Origin of the sequence: Microtetraspora malaysiensis (assembly GCF_001528665.1) — a bacterium.
In the GTDB taxonomy this organism is placed as follows: domain Bacteria; phylum Actinomycetota; class Actinomycetes; order Streptosporangiales; family Streptosporangiaceae; genus Microtetraspora_A; species Microtetraspora_A malaysiensis.
The window spans coordinates 285,085-308,429 of the sequence record NZ_BBYJ01000007.1; the positions used below are offsets into that span (position 1 = coordinate 285,085).

General features: G+C 71.0%; 22 protein-coding genes and 2 pseudogenes. 7 read left to right on the plus strand and 17 right to left on the minus strand.

Going from position 1 to position 23,345, the window contains the following annotated elements; genetic code table 11:
- Nucleotides 1–5 precede the first annotated feature (5 nt).
- Complete coding sequence (locus AWQ71_RS09090) at nt 6–1,649, plus strand: phospho-sugar mutase (RefSeq protein ID WP_067129692.1); 1,644 nt, start codon at nt 6–8, stop codon at nt 1,647–1,649.
- A gap of 140 nt (nt 1,650–1,789) precedes the next feature.
- Here AWQ71_RS09090 and AWQ71_RS09095 read toward each other — a convergent pair whose 3' ends face one another.
- From AWQ71_RS09095 to AWQ71_RS40010, 4 genes are all read right to left on the minus strand, one after another.
- The gene (locus AWQ71_RS09095) at nt 1,790–2,359 is read right to left on the minus strand and encodes a PH domain-containing protein (RefSeq protein ID WP_067129696.1); all 570 of its coding nucleotides are present in this window, start codon (nt 2,357–2,359) and stop codon (nt 1,790–1,792) included.
- Nucleotides 2,356–3,444 (minus strand): adenosine deaminase, encoded by a 1,089-nt coding sequence (locus AWQ71_RS09100; RefSeq protein ID WP_067129699.1) that lies wholly within the window; start codon nt 3,442–3,444, stop codon nt 2,356–2,358. Before AWQ71_RS09100 ends, AWQ71_RS09095 begins: the two co-directional genes overlap by 4 nt.
- Nucleotides 3,445–3,630: 186 nt before the next feature.
- Nucleotides 3,631–3,987, minus strand: a complete 357-nt coding sequence (locus AWQ71_RS09105; protein ID WP_067129702.1) for a cupin domain-containing protein — start codon at nt 3,985–3,987, stop codon at nt 3,631–3,633.
- Between the two features lie 13 nt (nt 3,988–4,000).
- Nucleotides 4,001–4,702 carry an AMIN-like domain-containing (lipo)protein gene (locus AWQ71_RS40010; RefSeq protein WP_084258720.1) on the minus strand — a complete coding sequence of 234 codons (702 nt, stop codon included), beginning with the start codon at nt 4,700–4,702 and terminating at the stop codon, nt 4,001–4,003.
- Nucleotides 4,703–4,871: 169 nt separating this feature from the next.
- Here AWQ71_RS40010 and AWQ71_RS09115 point away from each other — a divergent pair, with 169 nt between their 5' ends.
- On the plus strand, nt 4,872–6,737 hold the full coding sequence (locus AWQ71_RS09115) for a SigE family RNA polymerase sigma factor (protein WP_067129705.1): 1,866 nt from the start codon (nt 4,872–4,874) through the stop codon (nt 6,735–6,737).
- Nucleotide 6,738: 1 nt separating this feature from the next.
- A pseudogene (locus AWQ71_RS43690) lies at nt 6,739–7,307 on the plus strand (transposase); the annotation flags it as partial.
- A gap of 272 nt (nt 7,308–7,579) precedes the next feature.
- On the opposite strand, the gene AWQ71_RS09120 reads toward AWQ71_RS43690, so the two are convergent.
- Nucleotides 7,580–7,966 (minus strand): TraR/DksA family transcriptional regulator, encoded by a 387-nt coding sequence (locus AWQ71_RS09120; protein WP_067129708.1) that lies wholly within the window; start codon nt 7,964–7,966, stop codon nt 7,580–7,582.
- Between the two features lie 165 nt (nt 7,967–8,131).
- Nucleotides 8,132–8,332, minus strand: coding sequence for a response regulator transcription factor (locus AWQ71_RS09125; RefSeq protein ID WP_369407193.1), 201 nt, complete (start codon nt 8,330–8,332; stop codon nt 8,132–8,134).
- A gap of 68 nt (nt 8,333–8,400) precedes the next feature.
- Between AWQ71_RS09125 and AWQ71_RS44875 the strand changes: the two are divergent.
- Nucleotides 8,401–8,553, plus strand: a pseudogene (locus AWQ71_RS44875) (transposase family protein); the annotation flags it as partial.
- 103 nt (nt 8,554–8,656) lie between these two features.
- Here AWQ71_RS44875 and AWQ71_RS09135 read toward each other — a convergent pair.
- Nucleotides 8,657–9,190 (minus strand): P-loop nucleotide/nucleoside kinase family protein, encoded by a 534-nt coding sequence (locus AWQ71_RS09135; RefSeq protein WP_067129712.1) that lies wholly within the window; start codon nt 9,188–9,190, stop codon nt 8,657–8,659.
- Nucleotides 9,191–9,431: 241 nt separating this feature from the next.
- On the opposite strand from AWQ71_RS09135, the gene AWQ71_RS40020 reads away from it, so the two are divergent.
- On the plus strand, nt 9,432–9,611 hold the full coding sequence (locus AWQ71_RS40020; protein WP_245658188.1) for a hypothetical protein: 180 nt from the start codon (nt 9,432–9,434) through the stop codon (nt 9,609–9,611).
- A gap of 37 nt (nt 9,612–9,648) precedes the next feature.
- On the opposite strand, the gene AWQ71_RS09145 is transcribed toward AWQ71_RS40020, so the two are convergent.
- A complete protein-coding gene (locus tag AWQ71_RS09145; RefSeq protein WP_245658189.1) occupies nt 9,649–11,076 on the minus strand; it encodes an MFS transporter in 1,428 nt (475 codons plus the stop codon).
- A 101-nt stretch (nt 11,077–11,177) separates the two neighbouring features.
- On the opposite strand from AWQ71_RS09145, the gene AWQ71_RS09150 reads away from it, so the two are divergent.
- Nucleotides 11,178–11,576 (plus strand): MarR family winged helix-turn-helix transcriptional regulator, encoded by a 399-nt coding sequence (locus AWQ71_RS09150; protein WP_067129721.1) that lies wholly within the window; start codon nt 11,178–11,180, stop codon nt 11,574–11,576.
- A 72-nt stretch (nt 11,577–11,648) separates the two neighbouring features.
- On the opposite strand, the gene AWQ71_RS09155 is transcribed toward AWQ71_RS09150, so the two are convergent.
- The 9 genes from AWQ71_RS09155 to AWQ71_RS09195 all read right to left on the minus strand — a co-directional run bounded on the left by AWQ71_RS09155 (nt 11,649) and on the right by AWQ71_RS09195 (nt 22,034).
- Entirely contained in the window at nt 11,649–12,953 is a 1,305-nt protein-coding gene (locus AWQ71_RS09155; protein WP_067129725.1) for a thymidine phosphorylase, read from the minus strand.
- Nucleotides 12,954–13,002: 49 nt separating this feature from the next.
- Nucleotides 13,003–13,401, minus strand: coding sequence for a cytidine deaminase (locus AWQ71_RS09160; protein ID WP_067129727.1), 399 nt, complete (start codon nt 13,399–13,401; stop codon nt 13,003–13,005).
- Nucleotides 13,398–14,669, minus strand: coding sequence for an ABC transporter permease (locus AWQ71_RS09165; protein ID WP_067129729.1), 1,272 nt, complete (start codon nt 14,667–14,669; stop codon nt 13,398–13,400). The genes AWQ71_RS09160 and AWQ71_RS09165 overlap by 4 nt, the downstream gene beginning before the upstream one ends.
- Entirely contained in the window at nt 14,666–15,793 is a 1,128-nt protein-coding gene (locus tag AWQ71_RS09170; RefSeq protein ID WP_067129731.1) for an ABC transporter permease, read from the minus strand. Before AWQ71_RS09170 ends, AWQ71_RS09165 begins: the two co-directional genes overlap by 4 nt.
- Nucleotides 15,790–17,409, minus strand: coding sequence for an ABC transporter ATP-binding protein (locus tag AWQ71_RS09175; protein ID WP_245658190.1), 1,620 nt, complete (start codon nt 17,407–17,409; stop codon nt 15,790–15,792). The genes AWQ71_RS09170 and AWQ71_RS09175 overlap by 4 nt, the downstream gene beginning before the upstream one ends.
- Nucleotides 17,410–17,470: 61 nt before the next feature.
- Nucleotides 17,471–18,535: a BMP family lipoprotein gene (locus tag AWQ71_RS09180; protein ID WP_218001709.1), complete on the minus strand. Its 1,065-nt coding sequence runs from the start codon at nt 18,533–18,535 to the stop codon at nt 17,471–17,473.
- A gap of 411 nt (nt 18,536–18,946) precedes the next feature.
- A complete protein-coding gene (locus AWQ71_RS09185) occupies nt 18,947–20,194 on the minus strand; it encodes an amidohydrolase (RefSeq protein WP_084258725.1) in 1,248 nt (415 codons plus the stop codon).
- 389 nt (nt 20,195–20,583) lie between these two features.
- On the minus strand, nt 20,584–21,765 hold the full coding sequence (locus AWQ71_RS09190) for a glutamate--cysteine ligase (RefSeq protein ID WP_067129735.1): 1,182 nt from the start codon (nt 21,763–21,765) through the stop codon (nt 20,584–20,586).
- 62 nt (nt 21,766–21,827) lie between these two features.
- On the minus strand, nt 21,828–22,034 hold the full coding sequence (locus tag AWQ71_RS09195; protein WP_067129737.1) for an SCO4848 family membrane protein: 207 nt from the start codon (nt 22,032–22,034) through the stop codon (nt 21,828–21,830).
- A gap of 98 nt (nt 22,035–22,132) precedes the next feature.
- Between AWQ71_RS09195 and AWQ71_RS09200 the strand changes: the two genes are divergently transcribed.
- Nucleotides 22,133–23,284, plus strand: a complete 1,152-nt coding sequence (locus tag AWQ71_RS09200) for a D-alanyl-D-alanine carboxypeptidase family protein (RefSeq protein ID WP_084258726.1) — start codon at nt 22,133–22,135, stop codon at nt 23,282–23,284.
- Nucleotides 23,285–23,345: the final 61 nt, after the last annotated feature.

Genomic DNA, 23,345 nt, shown 5'->3' on the forward strand with positions numbered 1-23,345 from the left:
CACCCATGAGCGATCTCATCGAGCGGGCGCGGGAGTGGCTGTCCCAGGACCCGGACCCGGAGACCCGCGCGGAGCTGGAAGCGCTCCTCGCCCGCGACGACGAGGCCGAGCTGGCCTCCCGGTTCGGCTCCCGGCTGGAGTTCGGCACCGCGGGCCTGCGCGGCGAGCTGGGCGCGGGCCCTGCGCGGATGAACCGGGTGACCGTGATGCGCGCCGCCGCCGGCCTGGCCCGCGTCCTCGGCCCCGGCCGGCACGTGGTGATCGGCTACGACGCGCGGCACAACTCGGACGTCTTCGCCAGGGACACCGCCGCCGTGCTGACCGGCGCGGGCCTGCGCGCCTCCGTCATGGACGGCAGGTGGCCGACGCCCGTGCTGGCCTTCGCCGTACGCCACCTGGGCGCGGACGCGGGCGTCATGGTCACCGCCTCGCACAACCCGCCCCGGGACAACGGTTACAAGGTCTACTGGGGAGACGGCGCCCAGATCGTGCCGCCGATCGACGCGGAGATCTCGCGGGCGATCGACGCGGTCGGCCGGGTGGACGAGTTGCCGCTCGGCGACTCGTGGCAGACGCTCACGCATGAGGCGATCGTCGTCCCCTACCTGCGGGCGCTGGCCGGCCTGCCGGTCGGTGACGCCCGGGACGTCCGCGTCGCGTACACGCCGTTGCACGGGGTCGGCGCGGAGACGCTCGCGGAGGCGTTCCGCGGCCTGGGCTTCGCGGTCCCGGCGATGGCCGCCGCGCAGCGCGACCCCGACCCGGACTTCCCGACCGTCGCCTTCCCCAACCCGGAGGAGCCGGGGGCGATGGACCTCGCGCTCGGCCTCGCGGAGGAGACCGGCGCGGACCTCGTCCTGGCCAACGATCCGGACGCCGACCGGTGCGCGGCCGGGGTGCCCCTTCCCGGCGGCGGCTACCGGATGCTCACCGGCGACGAGCTGGGCTGCCTGCTGGCCGAGCACGTGCTGCGCGCCACCTCGGGCGACGACCGCCTGGTCGCGACGACGATCGTCTCGTCGTCGCTGCTCGGCAAGATCGCCGCGGCGCACGGCGCACGGCACGCGGAGACGCTGACCGGCTTCAAATGGATCATGAAGGCGGGTCCCGGCCTGATCTTCGGCTACGAGGAGGCACTGGGATACAGCGTCGGCTCCGCCGCCGGGCTGCCCGTCCACGACAAGGACGGGATCGGCGCGGCGCTCACCGTCGCGGGCCTGGCCGCGGCGGCCCGGCGGGACGGCAGGACGCTGCTCGACCTGCTCGACGACCAGGCCCGCCGGTACGGCCTGCACGCCACCGGCCAGCTCTCCGTCCGGGTCGAGGACCTGTCGATCATCCAGCGGGCGATGGCCGGACTGCGCGCGGCGCCGCCGGTCAAGCTCGGCGGCCGGGAGGTCGAGTCCGCCGAGGATCTCGCCGCCGGCCTGGCCGGGCTGCCCCCGACCGACGGCCTGCGGTACCGGCTCGCCGGCGGCGCCCGCGTGGTCGTCCGGCCGAGCGGCACCGAGCCGAAGCTCAAGTGCTACCTGGAGGTGGTCGTCCCGGTCACGGGGCCCGCGTCCGGGGACGTCGAGCGGGCGCGGACGGCGGCCGCCGCCGACCTGGCCGCGCTCAAGGCGGACCTCGCCGCCGCGATCGGCGGGTAGCGCGGGGCGCACACGCGCGAGACCGGGACCCGCAGGGCGCGAACGCCCGGTGAAGGGTCCCGGCACAGCGCGGACGCCCTGCGAAGCGGGTCCCGGCAGGGCAGAACGGCCGCCCGACGCGGGGCGGCCGTCACCGCGGCTCAGGTCAGGGCGATGGTCACCACGACGAGGGCGACCGCGACCGCGAGGCCGGCGATCGCCACGGGCGACCACGACATGCTGGTCGCCCCCGAGGCGTTCCGCTTGCGCAGCACCGCCATCTCGGAGAGCTGCTGCGCCACCCAGTCGGCGTGCGTGCGGCCTGCCGCGGCCGCGTCGTGCTGCCGCTGGTCGGACGCCTGCGCCTTGTTCGCCCGGCGGAGCGCCTTGGCCCGCTCGCGGGCGCTCGGCTGAGGGCTCCAGCAGCGGATGGTCGTGTCACCGGCCACGATCACGATCGCGTTGGAGACCCGCACCTGGTCCACCGAGCTCCACGGCACGTACGCGGTGCGGAACGGGTTGCGCACCCGGACGCCGCCCTCCTCCGAGATGATCGCCGGGCGCAGGGCCAGCAGCCCGACGAACACCGTGATGACGCCGAGCACCGCCCCCGCGATCAGCGCGGACGGCATGCTGCCGCGGGAGATCAGGTCCCAGGCGTTCCAGGCCGCGAAGACGATCCACGCCCACCCGAAGACCCACGCCAGCTTGGAGCGGAAAACCTGTTTCATGCGTGCCACTTCAGTTGGGCGAAGCCCGGCTTGATCACACCGTTGATCAGCGCGAGCCTCTCGTCGAAGGGGATGAACGCCGACTTCATCGCGTTGACCGTGAACCACTGCAGGTCGTCCCAGCCGTAGCCGAAGGCGTCCACCAGTTTGGCGAACTCTCCGGTCACGCTGGTCGCGCTCATCAGCCGGTTGTCGGTGTTGACCGTAACCCGGAAGTGCAGCCGGCGCAGCAGCCCGATCGGATGCTCCTCGATGGACGGCGCGGCCCCGGTCTGCAAGTTCGACGTCGGGCACATCTCCAGCGGGATGCGCTTGTCCCGGACGTACGCGGCCAGTCTGCCGAGCTTGGCCTCGCCGTCGTCGGACAGCGCGATGTCGTCGATGATCCGGACGCCGTGGCCGAGCCGGTCGGCCCCGCACCACTGGATCGCCTGCCAGATCGAGGGCAGCCCGAACGCCTCGCCCGCGTGGATGGTGAAGTGGGCGTTCTCCCGCTGGAGGTACTCGAAGGCGTCGAGGTGGCGGGTGGGCGGGTGGCCCGCCTCGGCCCCCGCGATGTCGAACCCGACCACGCCCACGTCGCGGTAGCGCACGGCCAGCTCGGCGATCTCCATCGAGCGGGCCTGGTGCCGCATCGCGGTGAGCAGCGTGCCGACCCTGATCCTCGGAGTGCCGTCGGGGCCGAGCGAGCCGATCCGGAAGCCCTCGATGACCGCCTCCACGACCTCGTCCAGCGAGAGGCCGCCAGAGGTGTGCTGCTCGGGCGCGTACCGGACCTCGGCGTAGACGACGCCGTCGTCGGCGAGGTCCTCGGCGCACTCGGCGGCGACCCGGACCAGCGCCTCGCGGGTCTGCATGACCCCGACGGTGTGGTCGAACGTCTCCAGGTAGCGTTCGAGCGATCCCGAGTCGGACGCCTCCTGGAACCAGGCGGCGAGGTTCGCGGGGTCGGTGGACGGCAGCCTGCCGTAGCCGGTGTCACGGGCGAGATCGATGATCGTCTCGGTGCGCAGGCCCCCGTCGAGGTGGTCGTGCAGCAGGACCTTGGGCGCCTGGCGGATCTGCTCCCGCGTCGGCGTGTTCACGCGCGCTCCCCCGCCCGCCGCGCGGAACCGCTCGTGTTCCCGGCTCCGATATGACCGCTGCGTCGCTCGCTCATCGCTTGTCGTCACTCCTCCGCGCCCAGCGGCGCCCGGGTCCCGGACGCCGCTTTCACTCATCTCGGCATCCTATGCCACCTGCGAAAACAGGGATCATGTACTGTTTGCCGATTACGCGTCGTCGCGGTTGGCAGTCTCGGGCGAGAACGCCGGGAGGCACACGGCCACGTACTCGGCCCCGGACGGCCCGGAGCGATAGCGGATCTTCTCGCCCGGCTCGCTGACGAACGCCTGACCTGCCCCGACCTCGGTGGCGCCGCCCTCGTGCTCGACGATCACCGAGCCCTTGAGCACGAGGGTGTACTCGGCGAACTCCGGCGTCTGTGGCGGCTCCTCCCACTCCGGGGGAGCCTGCATGTGCGCGATCGAGACCCGCTCGTCGCCGCTGTTGACCCGTCCGACGTACTCGTCGATGATCTTTCCGCCCGGGACCGGGATCCGGGTGGCCGCGTCAATCCTCCGTACCATGTGTCCCAGTCTGTCAGTGGGCCACGTCGATGACGATCCTGGACGGCCCCGACTGCGCCAGCACCCGGAACCCGGCCTTGCGGGCGAGCACGAGGCCGACGCTCACGATGCCCTCGAAGTCGCCGTTGTTCACGATGTGGCGGACGTTCGGCAGGTTCGCCGCGACCTGGCGGGGGCCCTTCCAGGTCGGGCCGCCCGCGCGGTTGTGCGCGGCCGCCGGGGTGATGCGCACCTGGAGATACGCCCCGCCCGCGAGGCCGACCTGGTCGCCGGAGGCGTCGTGAACGAGCTTGTCGGTCCAGGCGACGGAGTAGCCGGGCATCGCACCGGAGAGGTCGATCACGACGCGGTCGAACCCCGCGTGCCGGGCGAACCTGACCCCGGTCACCGTGGGCGGCTTGGCCGGGTGGCGGGAGACGGTGACCGGCTTGGTGCTCGTGGGCGGCGCGGGCTCGCCCGGCTTGGCCGCCGGGTTCCCGGCGGCGGCGGCGTTTCCCGTAGACGTCGCGTTTCCGGTGGACGTGCCGGTCGGGGCGGTCGGGGCGGTCGGGGCGGCGCTCTCCCGCCCGGCTCCGGTCCCCGGGGAGGCGACTGTGGCGGTGGCGTCTCCGGCGATCCCGCCGCTCGCGCCGCTCGCGGTGGTCGTCGTGCTCCCGCAGGCGAGGGTGGCGGCGATCGGCACGAGGGCGAGAGCCAGGGCGCGCGACGTCTTCATGGCGATTTCTCCTGTCGAACGTTCCACTGCGAACGGATGCGATTGCGTGCCACCTGATTAGACGTATGCGCCGGGCCCGGAGTTCGGATCTCCGTTAATGTGGCCGCCGTACCGGGTCTCACATTGCGAAATATCCACATCTATTCGCCCAGCACAGTGGAGGGCAGCGATGAGCTCCGAGGGCGACCTGGGCCGGCTGCAGGGGTTCGACGCGTTCGTCGCCGACCAGGCCCAGCCGCTGGCGCGTACGGCCCTGCTGCTCACAGGGGACCGGTGGAGCGCGCGGACCCTCGTGGTCGACGTCCTGACCAGGATCGCGCTCACCTGGCCCACCGTCCGCTGGGCCAAGCCCGCCGACTCGGCCCGCCGGGGGCTCTTCGCGTCCTTCCTGTCGTGGGCCGGTGGCGGGACGGAGCCGGCCGCCCAGAGCTCGGACGGCCTCAGCGCCGCCGCCCCGACGTTCAGGGACGCCCTGGGGGCGCTGCCGCCGTCGCGCCGGGCACTGGTCGTGGCGCGCTTCCACGAGGGGGTGCCGGAGGCGGAGGCCGCCGCGCTGTGCCGTACCGATCCGGGGACGGCGCGGGCCGAGATCGCGGCGGCCGTCGCGGAGCTGCGCGCCCACGTCCCGGGTCTCACAGCACCCGAGAAGGAGTCCGTGCCAGAGCCCGAGCCCCGCACCGGCGGGTGGGCGACGACCTGGGCCCCGCCGACGCCGGAGCAGGAGCAGGAGGCGCCCCGGCAGCACTCCTGGACCTCGGTGCCCTCGTCGGTGCTCCCCTGGTCCGGCGGAGGCGCCGCGGCGACCCCCACCGGAGCCGCGGACCTCGGCCCGGAGGGCGAGGCGCTGCGCCGCGCGCTGGACGCCCTCGCCTCCGAGATGCCGCCCATGGGCGACGTCTTCGACCAGGTCGCGGGGACCGCGCGGCGGCGCCGCTCCACCCGCGGCCGCCTCGTCACCGGCGTTTCCGTGGTTGTGGCCGCCCTCGTGATCGTGCCCGTGGTCTTCGGCGCGACCTCCCTGATCAGCGCGATCAACGAAGCGCCCGACCGCACCACCGAGGGCCCGTACGCGACATCGGACGAGGACGACTCGTCCGGCGACGCCCTCCCCTCCATGGTGGACGCCCCCATCCGGTACGCCTACCGGGCCCGCTGCCTGGTGGACGACACCGAGGAGGGCCGGTGCTTCGAGTGGCGCGTGGTCACCGCCGAAGGGCGACAGTACGTGATCTACGACGCGGGCGTCAGGACCGATCCCGGCGGAAACCAGCTACTCGCGATCACCCCGGACGGGAACCACATCGCGTACTACAACACCTCCTGGTCCGATTTCGTGGTCATCGACCGGCGGCACTCCGTACCGGAGGGCGGCGACCTCGTCGAGGTCGGGCAGCGCCTCACCAAGGACACGTCGCTGGCGATCTCGCCGTCGGGTCGGTGGGTGGCAACCGGGTTCGGCACCGGAGGGCGGGCCCGGCCGACCCGGGTGCGCGACTTCACCAGTCGCCGCAATTGGACGTTGCCACGCAGGCTCCACGTCCTCGCGGTGGCCGACGACGGCACGGTCACCGGCACGGTCGGCCAGGTCGGCGGCGGGCGGCCGGTCGATCTGGTGCGGATGCGCCCGAACGGCCGGGTGCTGAACCGGATGCGCCTGGACGGCCCGCTGCTCGCCCCCGACCTGCCCGTGGCCGCCGTCGCGTCCCCCAGCGGGCGCACCCTGGCGGTGGTCGCCGAGGTCGCCCGCCCGGGAAGGGCCACCGCGGTCCGGGTGGCGATCGTGGACGCCGTCGCGGGCCGGGTCCGCGGGAGCTGCCTCGCCTCGCTGCCGCCGGGCACCGAGGTCCGCCGCGTCCACGGCTGGGGAGGCGCGCGCGAGGTGGTCGTCGAGACCGGCCCCTCGTCCAGGAAGAGCGACCGCGTCTCGTCCGCGACGGCCGTCGAGGTGCGGTCGTGCCGTCTCCGCGGCATCGCTCTCGACGGCCGGGCCGAGGCCCACCCCCACTGGGCCCTGGGCGCGCTGAACGAGTCCTAGGGCCTGGTACGGACCCTGGTCCACGGTCTATGACAGGTTCCGCTCATGGGCGGTGCACGGCGTGTTCGAACGGCTGATGCAGGCGATGATCGCCGAGGCCGCGGCCGCGGGCAGGCCGATCTCGACCTGGTCAGCGTGGACTCCACCACGGCCGCGCCCATCACCACGCTGCTGGGATGGTCCTGGGCGGTGAGTTGGCCGCAGCGCTGCACGAGGCCGTCGAACGGGAAAGGGGGCTACACCAAAGGGCCAAAACGCCCGCGACGGTGACCCCGGTCAAGACGGGGACGGGAACGAAGACGGGGACGGACGACGGCTAATCCGACGTCGGTACCGGTTCCGGCTGAGGGCGGCCAAGCTAGGCCGCTCGCGGGGCGGGCTGACCAGCAAAGTCCACCTGTCGGCCGACCGGCGCTGCCGTCCGCTGTCCTTCGTCCTCACCCCCGGCCAAGCCGGAGACAGCCCGCAGCTTCGCGCTGTGCTGGAGCGCATCAAGATCCGTCTGCCTGTCGTCTCCCGCGGACCAGGCCGGGCGCGGTGGCCGCCGACAAGGCGTACTCCTCCCGCGGCTTGATCACCAGTCAGCCCGGATAGTAAACGTCCGTACTGACACTCGCTCCTGGCGTCAAAGAGCACCTGGCTGTGCGCGGCAAGGGCGAGGAGACGCTTGCCGTGCGTGGGGAGGCCACCTTCAAAGGTGGATCGGGATGACCTCGGTTCTGTCCAGCCGGGGCCCGCCGGGCAGTCACGCGAGCACCCGTCTCCGGGGAGAGAGTCCCCTACCTCACAAGGTGAGCGCTTCCGTGCCGTCCTCAGGGGCGGGACGCGCCGCCTACAGGGGATCAGCGTCGGGCAGACGCGCAAGCGATGCAGGTCTTCGCCGCCGGACGGGCCTTCAGTCGTTCGACGGCGATGGGGCGTCCGCACACCTCGCACACCCCGTATGCGCCGTCGTCGAGCCGCTTCAGAGCGGTGTCCAGATCGGCGAGATGGCTCTTTCCCTGGTCGAGCAGGGCTTGGACATGGGCGCGCTCGAAGGCGGTGGACGATCCCTCGGGGTCGTGCTCGTCATCGGTGGCCACCAGCGCGGCCGACTGGACGATGGCGTCCCAGTCGCGCGTCAGCGAAGCGACTCGCGCCACGGTCCGTTCGCGGTCGGCGCCGATCAGATCTCGCATGGTCGCGAGCTCGGACGGGGAGAGCGCGGCGTCCTGAGATCGCTCAGCCATCAAGACGCCCCACCTCCTCTTCGGCTCGTCTTGCCGGATCCGTTCGCTGGCCGGCCGCGGGTGTCGTTGTTCCATACGTGCTGGTAGACCGCTGTTGCGACTCCTGCCCAGGCTGCGCGTGTTCAGTCCTTCAGGAGGTCGAGGAAGGGGGCGCCACCGGCGTCATCACTGCCCGGGAACGATCAGGCCGCTCTCGTAGGCGGTGATCACCACCTGGACCCAGTCACGCAGCCCGAGCTTGGTCAGCATGTTGCTGACGTGGGTCTTCACGGTGTGCTCGCTGACCACCATGGCCTGCGCGATCTCCGCGTTGGACAGGCCGCGAGCGATCATCCGCAGCGTCTCCTCCTCGCGGACGGTGAGCACGCCCAGGTGTTCCGACGGCGGTGCGGCGGGGCGTAGGGCGCCACGCGAGGTGAACTCGGCGATGAGCTTACAAGCAGCGCAACACAGTGGAACGGTGCATCAATCGGATCAAGGAGTGGCGTGGGCTGGCCTTCCGGTTCGACAAGACGCCCGACAGCTATCTGGCCGGCCTGCACCTACGCGGGGCCATCTTGTGGATCCGCGGTCTTCGACCGGCCTAGAGATCCGAACTCCGCACAGGCTCTAGGGCCGCACCAGGCAACGTTTCGCCCCGTGGCGGTGAACTCGTTCTGCCTCACGGCAGGGTGTGCGGTTGGGGGCTTGTCAGGACGCGGGCCGTGAAGATTGTGATGCTATGGCCAGGTACTCCCGGGCCTTCGTCACGTTCGTGGCCAGGTCCGTAATCGAATCGAGCACCAGCCGGTCATCCGTCCAGGGCTGGTACTCAGCCCGTCGCTGCTGAACAGATTCCCAGGTCGGCTCTACGAAGCCAACGATGCCCCGGGACCGGCGCTCCAGTCGCTCGCGATGCGCCCGCGAGTCCGAGCACACCACCTCGATGAACGCCACTGACACCTGGTGGCGCTCGGCCAGCGCCCGCCACTGCCGGCGAGCCGCCTCCACCGCGTTGACCGCGTCGATGATCGCGCTCTGGCCCAGCGCCAGCACACCGTCGGCCACCGCCTCCGCAACAAGGTAGGCCGCCAGGCCCGTGGGCTGACCGCGATCCACGCCGGCACGCCATATCGCGGCCTCGACAGGGTCGACCGCCACCACCGGAGCAGGTAGCACCCGTCCCAACCCCTCGGCAATCGAGCTCTTTCCCGCCGCGGGTAGACCGGCCATCACGATGAGCATGACGGCACTGTCGCATACGGCGGCTCGTTACACACCGCCCAGGAAGCGCGCCCGCTCGGCGATGCTCCGGTGGATGTCAACGGCTGGAAGGTAGGCATTCAGCAGGATGCCGGTGCGAATCGCGTGGCGGCCACGGGACGATCGTGGACGCAACCCCGATGACAGGCGTCCGTCCGACAGTTGTGGCGCGAGCCGAGCACCTGTACGACATCTACCTGACAGAGCACAAGGAGATGAGCCAGTGAGCAGCTATCGCAAGTGGCGCGAGAGCGGTCACCTGGAGCGTGCGATCGAAGCCGCCGGCGGCGTAGAGGCGTTCGAAGACGAGGTTCATCACCTGCGCGAGGAGGCGCAGGGATGGCAGCTCGCAGGCAACGGGTGCGATCTTGATTCTTGCGATGTAGGACCGGAACGCGCGTGAGGAGCGCTTCCCCCGTGGAGCGCCCCTCACGCTGTCGTCAGACCGTTTCGAGGGCCTGCTCCGGGGCGGCGGTCGCCGTACCGGACCGGGAGCGGGAGCGGAGCCGCAGCCCGCTCACCGCGACGGCCAGGCCGAGCAGGGCGAACAGGGCCGAGACGATGATCGCCGAGCGGAAGGCGCCGATCGGGTCGGCCGGCGAGCCGGAGGTCAGGACCGCCGTCACGATGGCCAGCACCACCGCGCCGCCGACCTGGCCGGAGGTGTTGAGCAGGCCGGAGGCGAGCCCCTGCTCGTCGTCGGACACCCCGTTGGTGGCCTGGATGTTGAGCGACGGGAAGGAGAGCCCGAACGCGATCCCGAGCAGCGCCATCCCGGGCAGGACCATGGTGGCGAGGCTGGGGTGCGTGTCCAGCCGCAGGAACATCGCGTAGCCCGCCAGCAGCGCGACCGAGCCGAGCGCGATCAGCCGCCCGGTGCCGTACTTGTCCGCGAGGTCGCCCATCTTGGTCGAGCTGATCGCGACCAGCAGCCCGGCGGGCAGGAACGCCAGCGCGGTCTCCAGCGCCGACCAGCCGAGCAGGTTCTGGAAGTACTGCATGGCGACGAACTGGAAGCCGACGTACGAGCCGAACAGGATGACGAGCCCGATGTTGGCTCGGACCAGCGGCGCGGAGCGCAGGATGCCGAGGCGGACCAGCGGGTGCCGGACCCGGCGCTCCAGCCACACGAACAGGCCGAACAGCGCGGCCACGGCGACCGCGGAGAGCGCGGTCCGCCAGAGCGGCACGTCCGGCGCCTGGACCACGGTGAAGACCAGGAGCAGCATCGCCGCGGTGATCGTGATCGCGCCGAGGATGTCGTGGCCGCCCTCGCCGCGCTCGTCGGAGCGGGGCAGGAGCCGAAGGCCGGCGATCAGGGCCACGATCGCCACCGGGACGGGCATCAGGAAGGTCCAGCGCCAGCCGAGCTCGGTCAGCAGGCCGGAGAGCACGAGTCCGAGGGAGAAGCCGCTCGCGCCGCAGGCGGTGAAGATGCTCAGCGCCCGGTTCCTGGCCGGCCCCTCGGCGAAGGTCGTGGTGATGATCGACAGCGCCGCGGGGGCGGTGAAGGCCGCGCTCATGCCCTTGACGAAGCGCGCCGCGATCAGCAGCGCGCCGTCGTTCATCAGCCCGCCGAGCAGGGACGCGACGGCGAAGACGGCCAGCGCGACGAGGAAGACCCGGCGGCGGCCGAGCAGGTCGGCGGTGCGGCCCCCGAGCAGGAGCAGGCCGCCGTAGCCGAGCACGTACCCGCTCACGACCCACTGGAGGGCGGCGGTGGACATGCCGAGGTCGGCCTGGATGGAGGGCAGGGCCACACCCACCATCGACACGTCGAGGGCGTCGAGGAAGATGACAGCGCAAAGAACGCTGAGCGCACCCCACAGGGGCGCCCCCCAGCGCTCGTTCGTTGCGGAAGAGGTCATGGCCGCAGACATTACATGCACCTGCATTCAATGCACAAACATTTAATGCGATTGCATGTATTAGCCTCCCGTGCTAGGCTCCGCGCGAAAAGGAGGCTGGGATGGCTCGCCACAAAACCGGCAATAACGTCATCGACAAGTGGCGTGAGCTGCTCCGGCGGCACGCCACCGTCTCCTGCGCGCTCGATCGCGAGCTGGGTGAGCGGCACGGCCTCGGCGTGAGCGAGTTCGAGGTGCTGGATCACCTGGCGGAGGGCCTCTCCACCGACGCGGGCGGCAAGGAGAAGTTCCGCGTGCAGGAGCTCGCCGACGAGGTCCACCTGAGCCAGAGCGCGCTGTCCCGGCTGATCGCCCGCCTGGAGCGTGAAGGGCTGGTCACCCGCGCGATGTGCGAGGCCGACCGCCGGGGCGTGTTCGTCCTGCTCACCGACGAGGGCAGGAAGCGGCACGCGGAGGCCGCCCCCACTCATCTCGCGGTCCTCACGGCCCATCTCGGCTGACGCCGTCGCCTCGGGCCCGGTACGTGCGGCGAGCGCCGGTCCTGAAAGCTCGCCGCACGTACGCGTGCGGGGTCAGTCGCGGGCGAGGTCCCCTTCGGTGATGCGGTCAATCACCAGCGGGAACAGGGCGGGGTCGGCGGTCTTGCCGATCTCGTAGCCGCCCTCAAGCACGGCGAGCGCCCGCTCGAACCGTCCCGGTTCGTCGGCGTGCAGGGTCATCAGCGGCTGCCCGGCGCGCACCGTGTCGCCCGGCTTGGCGTGCAGGGTGATCCCGGCGCCGAAGGAGACGGCGTCCTCCTTGCGCTCGCGCCCGGCGCCGAGCCGCCAGGCCGCCACGCCCACGCTGAGGGCGTCCAGCCGGCGCAGCACACCCGAGGACGGCGCGACGACGTCCATCGTCTCGGCCGCCACGGGCAGCGGCGCGTCCGGGTCGCCTCCCTGGGCGCCGATCATCCGCCGCCAGGCGTCCATCGCGGAGCCGTCCTTGAGCGCCTGCTCGGGGTCCTTGGCCCCCGGTACGGCGGCGGCCTCCAGCATCTCCCTGGCCAGCCGTACGGTCAGCTCGACGACGTCGGAGGGGCCACCTCCGGCGAGCACCTCGACGGACTCCGCGACCTCCAGGGCGTTGCCCACGGCCCGGCCGAGCGGCCGGTCCATCGCGGTGAGCAGGGCGACCGTCCTGACCCCGGCGTCACCGCCCAGCGCGACCATGGTCTCGGCCAGCTCGCGGGCGTCGTCCACGTTCTTCATGAACGCGCCGGAGCCCACCTTGACGTCGAGGACGAGCGAACCCGTGCCCTCGGCGATCTTCTTGGACATGATGGACGAGGCGATCAGCGGGATCGACTCGACCGTCCCGGTGACGTCCCGCAGCGCGTACAGCTTCTTGTCCGCCGGGGCGAGGCCGCTGCCCGCCGCGCAGACGACGGCGCCCGCGGTGCGGATGACGTGCAGCATCTCGTCGTTCGACAGCGACGCGCGCCAGCCGGGGATCGACTCCAGCTTGTCGAGCGTGCCGCCGGTGTGGCCGAGCCCGCGCCCGGAGAGCTGCGGCACGTACGCGCCGCACGCCGCGACGAGCGGCGCGAGCGGCAGGGTGATCTTGTCACCCACGCCGCCCGTGGAGTGCTTGTCGGCGGTCGGCCGGTCGAGCGCCGACCAGTCCATCCGCTCGCCGGACCGGATCATGGCGAGGGTCCAGTCGGCGATCTCCCTGCGGTTCATGCCGTTGAGCAGGATCGCCATCGCCAGCGCGGACATCTGCTCGTCGGCCACGCCACCCCGGGTGTACGCGTCGATCACCCAGTCGATCTGGGCGGTGGACAGCTCGCGCCGGTCCCGCTTGGTGGTGATGATCTCGATCGCGTCGAACCCCATGGTTCCCCCCAATTTCGCGTACGGCCCCACGTAAGCCGCACGTCCCGATTTATCGCGACAGGTCGTCTGGGCCGAAGGCGAACGGCAGGAGGTCCGCCAGCCGCCAGGGGCCTTCCGGGGTCTCGACCAGCAGCTCGGACCCGCCGTGCTCCAGCAGGAGCTGGCGGCAGCGACCGCACGGCATCAGCAGCTCTCCGTGCCCGTCCACGCAGGTGAACGCCACCAGGCGCCCGCCCCCGCCGGCGTGCAGCGCCGACACGAGGCCGCACTCCGCGCACAGCCCGACGCCGTACGACGCGTTCTCGACGTTGCAGCCGGTGACCACCCGCCCGTCGTCCACCAGCGCGGCGGCGCCCACGGGGAACTTGGAGTACGGCGCGTACGCGTGCGCCATGGCCTCGGTCGCCTGGGCGCGCAGCGCGTCCCAGTCGATGGTCGGCTTGGTCATTTGGCCTGTCCTCTGCGATAGGGAACGCCGTCGGCGGCCGGCATCCGCAGCCGCTGCGAGGCGAGTGAGAGCACCAGCAGCGTAGTCAGGTGCGGCGTGAACGATGTGAACGCCTCCGGCACCGTGTCGGTCACCGCGAACACGGCGAACACGGCGACGGCGGCGATGCCGGTGGCCAGGGCGGCCTTGTTCCGGCTCTGCCGTACGAGCTGGTAGACGGCGACGGCGGCGAGCAGCAGGGCGACGACGAGCAGCAGCGCGTGGACGGAGGGGCCACCCTGCCGGAGCTGGAGCGCGTCGGTGTAGCCGAACAGGGCCGCGCCTCCGGCCAGGCCGCCCGGACGCCAGTTGCCGAAGATCATGGCGGCCAGGCCGATGTAGCCGCGGCCGCCCGTCTGCCCGTCCCGGTAGATACCGGCGGCGACGAGCGACAGGAACGCCCCGCCGAGCCCGGCCAGCCCGCCGGACACCATCACCGCGATCCACTTGTAGAGGTACACGTTGACGCCCAGCGACTCGGCCGCGACCGGGCGCTCACCGCACGACCTGATCCGCAGGCCGAACGCGGTACGCCACAGCAGGTAGAACGACAGCGGCACCAGCACGATCGCCAGGATGGTGAAGAGCGAGATGTTCTGGGTGATCCCGTGGAGGACGCCGGCCACGTCCGACACCAGGAACCAGCGCTTGTTCTGCAGGTCCTGGAGCGGCTGCCCGATGCCCGGCACGCTGATCTTGCCCATCTTCGGCACGCGCGGCGACTGCTTGGCGCCGCCGCCCTTCATCGTGGCGAAGACCAGCTTGGAGAGGTACTGGGTGAAGCCGAGGCCGACGATGTTGATCGCGACACCGGAGATGATCTGGTCGACGCCGAAGGTCACCGTCGCCAGCGCGTGGACGGCCCCGCCGATCGCGCCGCCCAGCGCCCCGGCAAGCACCCCGGCCCAGGGGTTGCCGAACTGGAGCGCGCCCCAGGCGCCGAACCAGGTGCCGAGGATCATCATGCCTTCGAGGCCGATGTTGACCACGCCGGCCCGCTCCGACCAGAGGCCGCCGAGTCCGGCCAGCCCGATCGGGACGGCGAGGCCGAGGGCGGCGCTGACGGTGCCGCCGGAGGTGATGTCGTTGGCGCCGGTCACCACCCTGGCGATCGAGAGCAGGATGACCAGCCCGGCCAGCCCGATCAGCAGGACGGGGAAGGTCAGCCTGAACCGGCGGGCCGGCGGCGCGGCCGCCGGCTTCTCCGCCGCGACGTCCGTGGCGGTCATGCGGCGGCTCCTTCCGTCTCGGCCGGGGCGGCGAGCTCACGACTGACCTTGCGCTGCGCGGCCACGACCCGGTACCGGTGAACCAGCTCGTACGCGATGATCACCGAGAGCACGATCACGCCCTTCATGATGTCGACGAGCTCCTTGGAGATGTCCATGAGCTGCAGGGCGTCCGAGGAGCTGTCCAGGAAGCCCCAGAGCAGCGCGCCGACCGCCATGCCGACCGCGTTGTTCCGTCCGAGGAGGGCGATCGCGATGCCGGTGAAGCCGAGGCCCGTCGGGAAGTTGAGGCTGTACTCGAAGGAACTGCCGAGAAGCTCCGGCATGCCGATCAGACCGGCCGAGGCGCCGGAGATGACCATCGCGGCGACCACCATGCGCTTGACGTTCACGCCGCTCGCCACCGCGGCCGGCTCCGACCGGCCCGTGGCGCGCAGGTTGAACCCGAACCGGGTCCGGTTGAGCAGCACGGCATAGGCGACGCCGACGATGATCGCCACGACGAGGAAGCCGTTGATCTTCATCGGGGTGCCCGGGATGAGCGCCATGCCGGGCATGTGCGCGTCGCCCGGGATGGGCGGGGTGCCGATCGCGTTGCCGCTGAGCACGCCCAGCCGGTCCGCGGTCAGCAGCCAGCCGGTCAGGCCGGTCGCGATGGCGTTCAGCATGATCGTCGAGATGACCTCGCTGACGCCCCGGGTCACCTTCAGCACCGCGGCGATCGAGGCCCACAGGGCGCCCACGAGCATGGCCACGAGAACGACCAGCACGATGTTGAGCGGCCCCGGCACGAGCGCGGCACCGCCGACGGCCGCCGCGACCAGCGCGGCGAGCCGGTACTGGCCGTCGACGCCGATGTTGAACAGGTTCATCCGGAACCCAACCGCGACCGCGACCGCCGACAGGAAGTAGGTGGTGGCGAGGTTGACGATCAGGACCAGCACGCGGGGCTGCGCGCCGTACTCCACCAGGGACGTGAACGCCTCGACTGGCTGGTGCCCGGCGATCAGCAGGACCACCGAGGTAACCAGCCCGGCGAAGACGACGGCCAGCGCGGGCGCGACCAGCGCCATCACACCGCCGAGGCCGACCCGCCCGAAAACGCGATCAAGAAACGTGCTCATGCGCCCTCCCCGGCGCCGGTCATCGCCGAACCGAGCTGCTCAGGCGTCACGGAGCCGGGATCCACGTCGGCGACGATCCGGCCACGCAGGATGACCTTGAGCGAGTCGGACAGGCCGATCAGCTCGTCAAGGTCCGCGGAGATCAGCAGTACGGCGAGGCCGGCGGCCCGCGCGTTCCGCAGGTGGTCCCAGATGGCCGCTTGCGCGCCCACGTCCACACCCCGAGTCGGGTGCGAGGCGATCAGCAGCGCCGGTTCGCCGCTCATCTCCCGGCCGACGATCAGCTTCTGCTGGTTGCCGCCGGACAGGGCGGCCGCGTCCACATCGATGCCGGGGGTGCGGACGTCGTACTCCTCGACGATCCGCTGGGTGTCCTTGCGGGCCCCGGCCCGGTCGATCCAGATGCCCTTGACGTTCGGCTCACGCGTCTGGTGGCCGAGGATGCGGTTCTCCCACAGCGGCGCCTCCAGCAGCAGGCCGTGCCGGTGGCGGTCCTCGGGGATGAAGCCGATGCCGCCCTCGCGCCGCTTCAGCGTGGACCAGCCGGTGATGTCCGCGCCGGCCAGGCTGACCGTCCCGGCGTTGATCGCGCGCATGCCCATGATGGCCTCGACCAGTTCGGCCTGGCCGTTCCCCTCGACGCCGGCGATGCCGAGGACTTCGCCCTTGTGGATCGTGAACGAGATGTCGTCGAGCAGCAGGCGCACGCCGGCCGCCCGCAGTTCGTCGGCGGAGGCGCCCTTCGCGACGGGTCCGGCGCCCGTGTCCGCCATCGTGAGGCCGGAGACCTCCAGCGTGACGACGTCGGTGACGGTGGACTCGCGGGTCTCCGGGCTGGGCAGCTCGCTGCCGACCATCAGCTCGGCGAGCTTGCGCGCGGTCACCTCGTGGGGGTCGACGCTGGCCACGGTCGTGCCCCGGCGGATCACCGTGATCGCGTCGGCGACCTTGAGCACCTCGTCGAGCTTGTGCGAGATGAAAAGGATCGTGAGGCCCTCGCGGACCAGCACCCGGAGGTTGTCGAAGAGCTCGTCCACCTCGTGCGGCACGAGGACCGCGGTGGGCTCGTCCAGGATGAGGATCCGGGCGCCGCGGTAGAGGACCTTGAGGATCTCCACCCGCTGGCGGTCGCCGACCCCGAGGTCCTCGACCAGCGCGTCCGGCTCGACACCGAGGCCGTACGCGTCGGAGATCTCCTTGATCTTCTTGCGCGCCGCGGCGAAGTCGACGGCGAGGCCGCCCTTGCGCGGCTCGCTGCCGAGGATCACGTTCTCCAGCACCGTGAAGTTGTCGGCCAGCATGAAGTGCTGGTGAACCATCCCGATCCCGGCGACGATGGCGTCGCCGGGGGTGTGGAAGTTCACGACCGCCCCGTCGATCCGGATCTCACCCTCGTCCGGGCGCTGCATGCCGTAAAGGATCTTCATGAGCGTGGACTTGCCCGCGCCGTTCTCTCCGACGACGGCGTGGATGTGTCCCTTGGCGACGCTCAGGCAGATGTCCCGGTTCGCGACGACTCCGGGAAACCTCTTGGTGATCCCCTTCAGCTCAACGGCGGGTTCTGTGGCGATTGCGGTGGTTATGGCGGCCTCCCCCACACAAGGTGCCTGGGTCACAGGCACGGTAGGCCGAGGAGCCCGGAGCGGTCGGCTCCGAGCCCCTCGGAAAGACGGCGGGTCAGGGGGTCTGGGAGACCGTGATCTCGCCGCTGATGATCTTGTTCTTGTACTCGTCGAGCTGCGACTTGATGTCGTCGACCTTGCCGCCGGTGGTGGAGAAGTCCACACCGCCCGCCTTCAGGTCGTACCGGGTCTCGCCGCCCTTGAGGGAGTTCGCCGTGTAGTTCTTGAGGAAGTCGTAGACCGCGACGTCGACCTTCTTCAGCATCGAGGTGATGATGACGTCGGAGACGGCCTTGTCCGCGGTCAGGGCCTGGTCGGAGTCGACGCCGATCGCCATGGCGTTCGCGCCCTTGACGGCCTCGAAGACGCCGCCGCCGGAGCCGCCCGCCGCCTGGTAGACCACGTCGGCGCCGGCGTCCAGCATGCCCTGGGCGGTGGTCTTGCCCTTGGCCGGGTCGTTGAAGCCGGTGAACTCCGGCGGCTCGCTCAGGTACTTGACCTGGATCTTGATGTCCGGCTTGACGGCCTTGGCGCCCGCGACGTAGCCCGCCTCGAACTTCTGGATCAGCGGGACCTTGACGCCGCCGATGAAGCCGACGTTGCCCTTCTGCGACTTCAGCGCGGCGGCCGCGCCGACCAGGTAGGAGCCCTGCTCCTCGGCGAACACCAGGTTGCTGATGTTGGGACCGGTCGCGTCCGCGTCGTCGACGATGGCGAACTTGACGTCGGGGAACTCAGCGGCGACCTTCTTCACCGACCCGGAGTAGGCGAACCCGACCGCGACGATCGGGTTGAACCCACCGGAGGCGAGCAGGCGCAGCCGCTCCTCCTTCTGCGCGTCGGTCTCGCCGGGCGAGGCCTCCAGTTCCTTGGCCTCCATGCCGAACTCGCCCTTGGCCTTGTCCAGACCGACGGCGGCGGCGTCGTTGAACGACTGGTCGCCGCGGCCGCCGATGTCATAGGCGAGGCCGACCTTGCCGCCCTTCGTGGCGCCGGCGTCCGAGGAGGCGCTGGCCCCCGTCTCAGCCTTGTCGTCGCTACCTCCACACGCGGCGGCGGCCATGAGCATGGCGCCCGCAGCAGTGGCGGCAGCCAGCTTGCTTACTCGATTGCGGAGCAAGGTGTTACTCCCCTTCCGTGTCCCGCCGTCCAACCGGTCCCGCGCGCACGACGCGCGCCGACCCTGCACGGAAGATAGTTGTTTGACCTGCATAGACCAAATGGGCGCACGAGTCCGAAACCTGTCCGTTATGTACCTCTCGCCACCTTGTGACCAGCGAGTAAGTTCGATCTATCCCGAGAGGCGCGCGGAGGACTCGGCACCGGTCTTCATCGAACGCGCGATGACGGCGCTTCGGCAGGTCATGGCCGGTGCGAGAAGAAGGCCGGGGAAAGGGCCGGAAGGGGTCGGGGCGGCGGCAGGGGCCGTACCCAGACAAACGTGCCGGAGCGGCGGTGTCCGCCCACTCCGGCACGTCGAGTCACACAGGGATATCCGCGGCGGCGTGCACCGGGACGTCCAGGAAGGCCGTCAGCGGGCGCCGTCTCCCCACAGCGCGGTGAGCGCGGTGGCCGCCAGGGTCTTGACCCCGACCCCGATCGCCCGCTCGTCCACGTCGAACTCCGGACGGTGGATGTCGACCTCGTTGACCGCGCCGGGGACGCGGGTGCCCAACCGGGCCAGCGCGCCGGGCACCGACTCGAGGTACCAGGAGAAGTCCTCGCCGCCGAGGCTCTGCGGGGTCGGCACCGCCGCCGTCTCCCCGACCATCTGGACCACCGCGTCGTGCAGCATCTGGATGCTCGTCGCCTCGTTCACCGTCGGCGGTGTGCCACGCCGATAGTCGATCTCCGCCTCGACGCCGTACGCCGAGGCCACCGAGTCGACCAGCGACGCGATCAGGTCGGGCGCCTGCTGCCACGCCTCCTCGTCGAGCGAGCGGACCGTGCCCTTGGCCTCGCCGACGTCGGGGATGGCGTTGAACGCCGAACCGGCCGCGATCTGGCCCCACACGAGGCTGAGGCTGGAGCGCGGGTCCACCCGGCGGGACAGCGCGGCCGGCAGCTCGGTGATGATCTTGCTCAGCGCGTACACGAGGTCGACCGTCAGGTGCGGGCGGGCGGTGTGCCCGCCGGGACCGGTGACCCGGACGGCCATGCTGTCGCACGACCCGGTGATCGGGCCGGTGCGCAGGCCCACGTGCCCGACGTCGATCCTGGGGTCGCAATGGAGCGCGAAGATGCGGTCCACGTCGCTCAGCCCGCCGTCGCGCATGACCACGAGCGCGCCGCTCGCCGTCTCCTCGGCGGGCTGGAAGATCAGCCGGACCCGCCCGGGCAGCGCGCCCGCCTCGGCCTGGGCGGCGAGGAACAGCCCCGCGCCGAGGACAGTGGCCGTGTGGACGTCGTGGCCGCAGGCGTGGCAGGCGCCCGGCACCGTCGAGCGGTACGGCACGTCCTTCTCGTCGTCCATGGGCAGCGCGTCGATGTCGGCGCGCAGCGCCACGGTGGGGCCGCTCTCCCGGCCGAGGTCCACCCACAGGCCGGTGCCGCGGGTGAGGATCCGCGGCTTCAGGTCGGCCTCCAGCAGCCGCTGGACGATCTTCTCCGTGGTGCGGTGCTCGTTGAAGGCGGTCTCGGGGTGGGCGTGGAGGTCGCGCCGGAATTCGATGAGCTCATCGCCGTGCTCGCGCAGGAAGCCGGTCAACTGCCCGGCGAGGTCGCCGCCCTGGGGAACCTCCGCGTTGTCGGGGGGCGCGAGCCTCGATGAGATCGTCACAACTCTTTCCTTCCTCGGGCGAACCGCGGCCCACGGGCCTGGGAGGGTGCCGTTCCCTCTGCCCGGCGCGGTTCGCCGGTTATCGTGATGGCGCTCAGCGGGGCGCGACCGCGTCGCGCCGTGTGCCGGACAGCCGGGGTCCGGAGATCGGCTGAGCGTCGCCGTCGTACCCGCCCTCGCCCAGGTTCGGTGTCAAACGCCCGAGCGGACCTCTGTGGAGTCCCGCTCCACCCGGCGGGCCGCGATGTCAGGCCACGCCGAAGAGCGAAAGGGTCGCGTAGACATGTCCGCCACGACCGACCCTTCGTTCGCAATCTTTCCACGGTTCCGCCGGGCAAGATGGGCGATTGACACAGTATTTACGACGAGAACTCGATCATCACCTGCTTTCAGGTCCCGGAGTGACCGGGACCGCCGGCCGACAGCCCGGGGGGCGAGGTGACGAACCTGTCCTCCGCGAGTTCGACGATCGTCGCGTCCACGACGTCCTCCAGCGAGCCGCCCGCGGCGAGGATCGCCCGCTGCCGCTCGCAGGAGCTCCCCCGGTCGAGGACCTCGCTCATGACGGCGAGCTCGTCCGTGCAGCCGAGCCGCTCGGCGACCGGCTCCAGCTCGCGCTGAAGCTCGTAGAGCACGTCGCGCACCGGCGCGGTGGACCCCTGGTCGTCCGTGATGACGTCGGCGCCGAGGCCGTACCGGGTGGCCCGCCACTTGTTGTCCCGCACGACCCAGGCCGGCGGCCGTGGCAGCTTGTACCCCCGGTCGAGCTGCTGGTCGAACTGCTGGACCAGGCACTGGGAAAGGGCGGTCACCATCCCGACCTCACGGAGGGTGGGGATCCCGTCGAACATCCGGATCTCGATGGTTCCAAAATCTGGATGTGGCCGGATATCCCACCATACCTCCTTTATGCTCCTAATTGTCCCGGCGCGTACCAGAGTGTCCATATACTCCTCGAACTCCGTCCAGTCGGCGAGGAGGTGCGGCGGGCCGGCCGTGGGCAGCGCGCCGAAGACGATCGCCCGGCTGGACGCGAGCCCGGTGTCCTGCCCGCCCCAGCAGGGGCTCGACGAGGTCAGCGCGAGGAAGTGCGGCAGATACGTGGCCAGGGCGTTGACGATCGGGATCACCTTGTCCCGGTCGCGTACGCCGACGTGGACGTGCACCCCGAAGGTCTGGATGCGCCAGGCCAGCCACTGCATCTCCTCGACCAGCTCGGTGTACCGCTGGACGGGGGCGTAGACCGCGTCGCGCCAGTCGCTGATGGCGTGCGTGCCGGTGCAGGCGAGCGACATCCCGCGCGGCTCGACCGCGTCGCGGAGCCGGTCGATGCTCTTGCTCAGGTCGGCCACCGCCTCCGCCGCCGTGTGGCAGATGTCGGTGACGATCTCGATCTGCGACTGCATCAGCTCGTGCATGGCCTTGGGCCGCGCACTCTCGCTCAGCTCGGGGACCGCGGCCAGCACCTCCTTCGCGTCCTGGCGCAGCCGCCTGGTGTGCCGGTCGACGAGCTGCAGCTCCCACTCCACTCCCAGAGTCGCCCCACGCGAAGGATTGAACTGGATCGCCACCGCGGACCTCCCGTGCTCGGAATCGGCGTTCTACTACGCCGTACCCGATTTATCCGCCCGGTTTACCCCCTTCTACTACCTGGTTTCCAGGATCGGATGGCGACCACGGCGAGTACGAGGGCCAGGATGATGTTGACCGCGATGAGGATGCCGTGCACGACGTAGAAGCTCGTCGGGTGCCCGTCGGCCAGGTTGAACCCGAGGTTGATCCATTCAAAGACCATGAAAGCGGCCAGGGCCAGGAGAAAGCCCGATACACGTCTCGACATGCTCTCAGTATCGGCATTGCCACTGAGTGCGTACGCCCGCGATCTTTGGGGGATCTGTCACATCATGCGCAAAGATCCAAAGCTAGGCTGAGCTCCTTATGGGGACCAGCCTGCGCGCCCTCGGGGCGGCCTTCACCGCGGCGACCACCGTCGCGACGCTCGTCGGCGTCACGCTCTGCACTCCCGCCGCGGCGCGGACCGCGCGCGAGGGCGCCGTCGGGGGCGACCTGCTCGCCGGACATGGGCTGATCGCCCCCGCCGGGATCAAGGCCCCTCCCAAGACCACCGGCTCCTCGTACGTCATCGCGGACGCGGAGACCGGCCAGGTGCTGGCCGCCAAGGACCCGCACGGTCAGTACCTGCCGGCGAGCACGCTCAAGACCCTGACCGCGGTCACGCTCATCCCCCGGCTGGACAAGACCAAGACCGTGAAGCCCAGCCAGGAGGCGTGCAACGAGGAGGGCAGCGCGGTCGGCCTGGTGCCCAAGCCGATCTACAAGGTCGACGACCTCATGCGCGCGCTGCTGATGGTCTCCGGCAACGACGCCGCCAACGCGCTCGCCGAGGCGCACGGCGGCCTCGCGGTCACCCTCGCCGACATGAACAAGGAGGCCCGCAGGCTCCAGGCGTACGACACCGTCGCCAAGACGCCGAGCGGCCTGGACCGTCCCGGGCAGCGCAGCTCGGCCTACGACCTCGCGCTGATCGCCAGGGCCGGCCTGGCGCTCCCCGAGTTCCGCAAGTACGTGAGCACGAAGACGGCCAAGTTCCCCGCGCCCAAGGGCTACTACGAGATCGGCAACCACAACAAGCTGCTCTGGCGCTACCCCGGCATGATCGGGGTGAAGAACGGCTGGACCACGAAGGCGCTCGGCAGCTTCGTCGGCGCGGCCAGCAGGAACGGCCACACGATCATCGTCTCGATCATGCACTACGAGGGCTCGTTCTGGGACGACGTCGCCAAGATGCTCGACTGGGGCTTCGCCGCGCGCGGCCGGTCCACACCGGTGGGCGTCCTCGTCGATCCGGTGCCGGACACGCCGCCGTCCGCCAAGGCGCTCCCGCGCTCGGGCCCGGCGCTCGCCGGGGGCGGCGCCACGCCGATCGCCTCGGGCACGCCGGTCGCCGCCGTCGACCGCAGCGGCGGCGGGGCCGTCGCCGGGATGATCGCGGCCGGCGCCGGTCTGCTCGGCGGCCTCGTCTGGCTCGTGTACGGCGTCCGCCGGCGCCGCCGCGCCGGCCACACCTGACCGGCCGCCCGCGGATGTCGAGGCGCACGGCGGAACGGTCGAGGTAGGGGACTCGCCGACC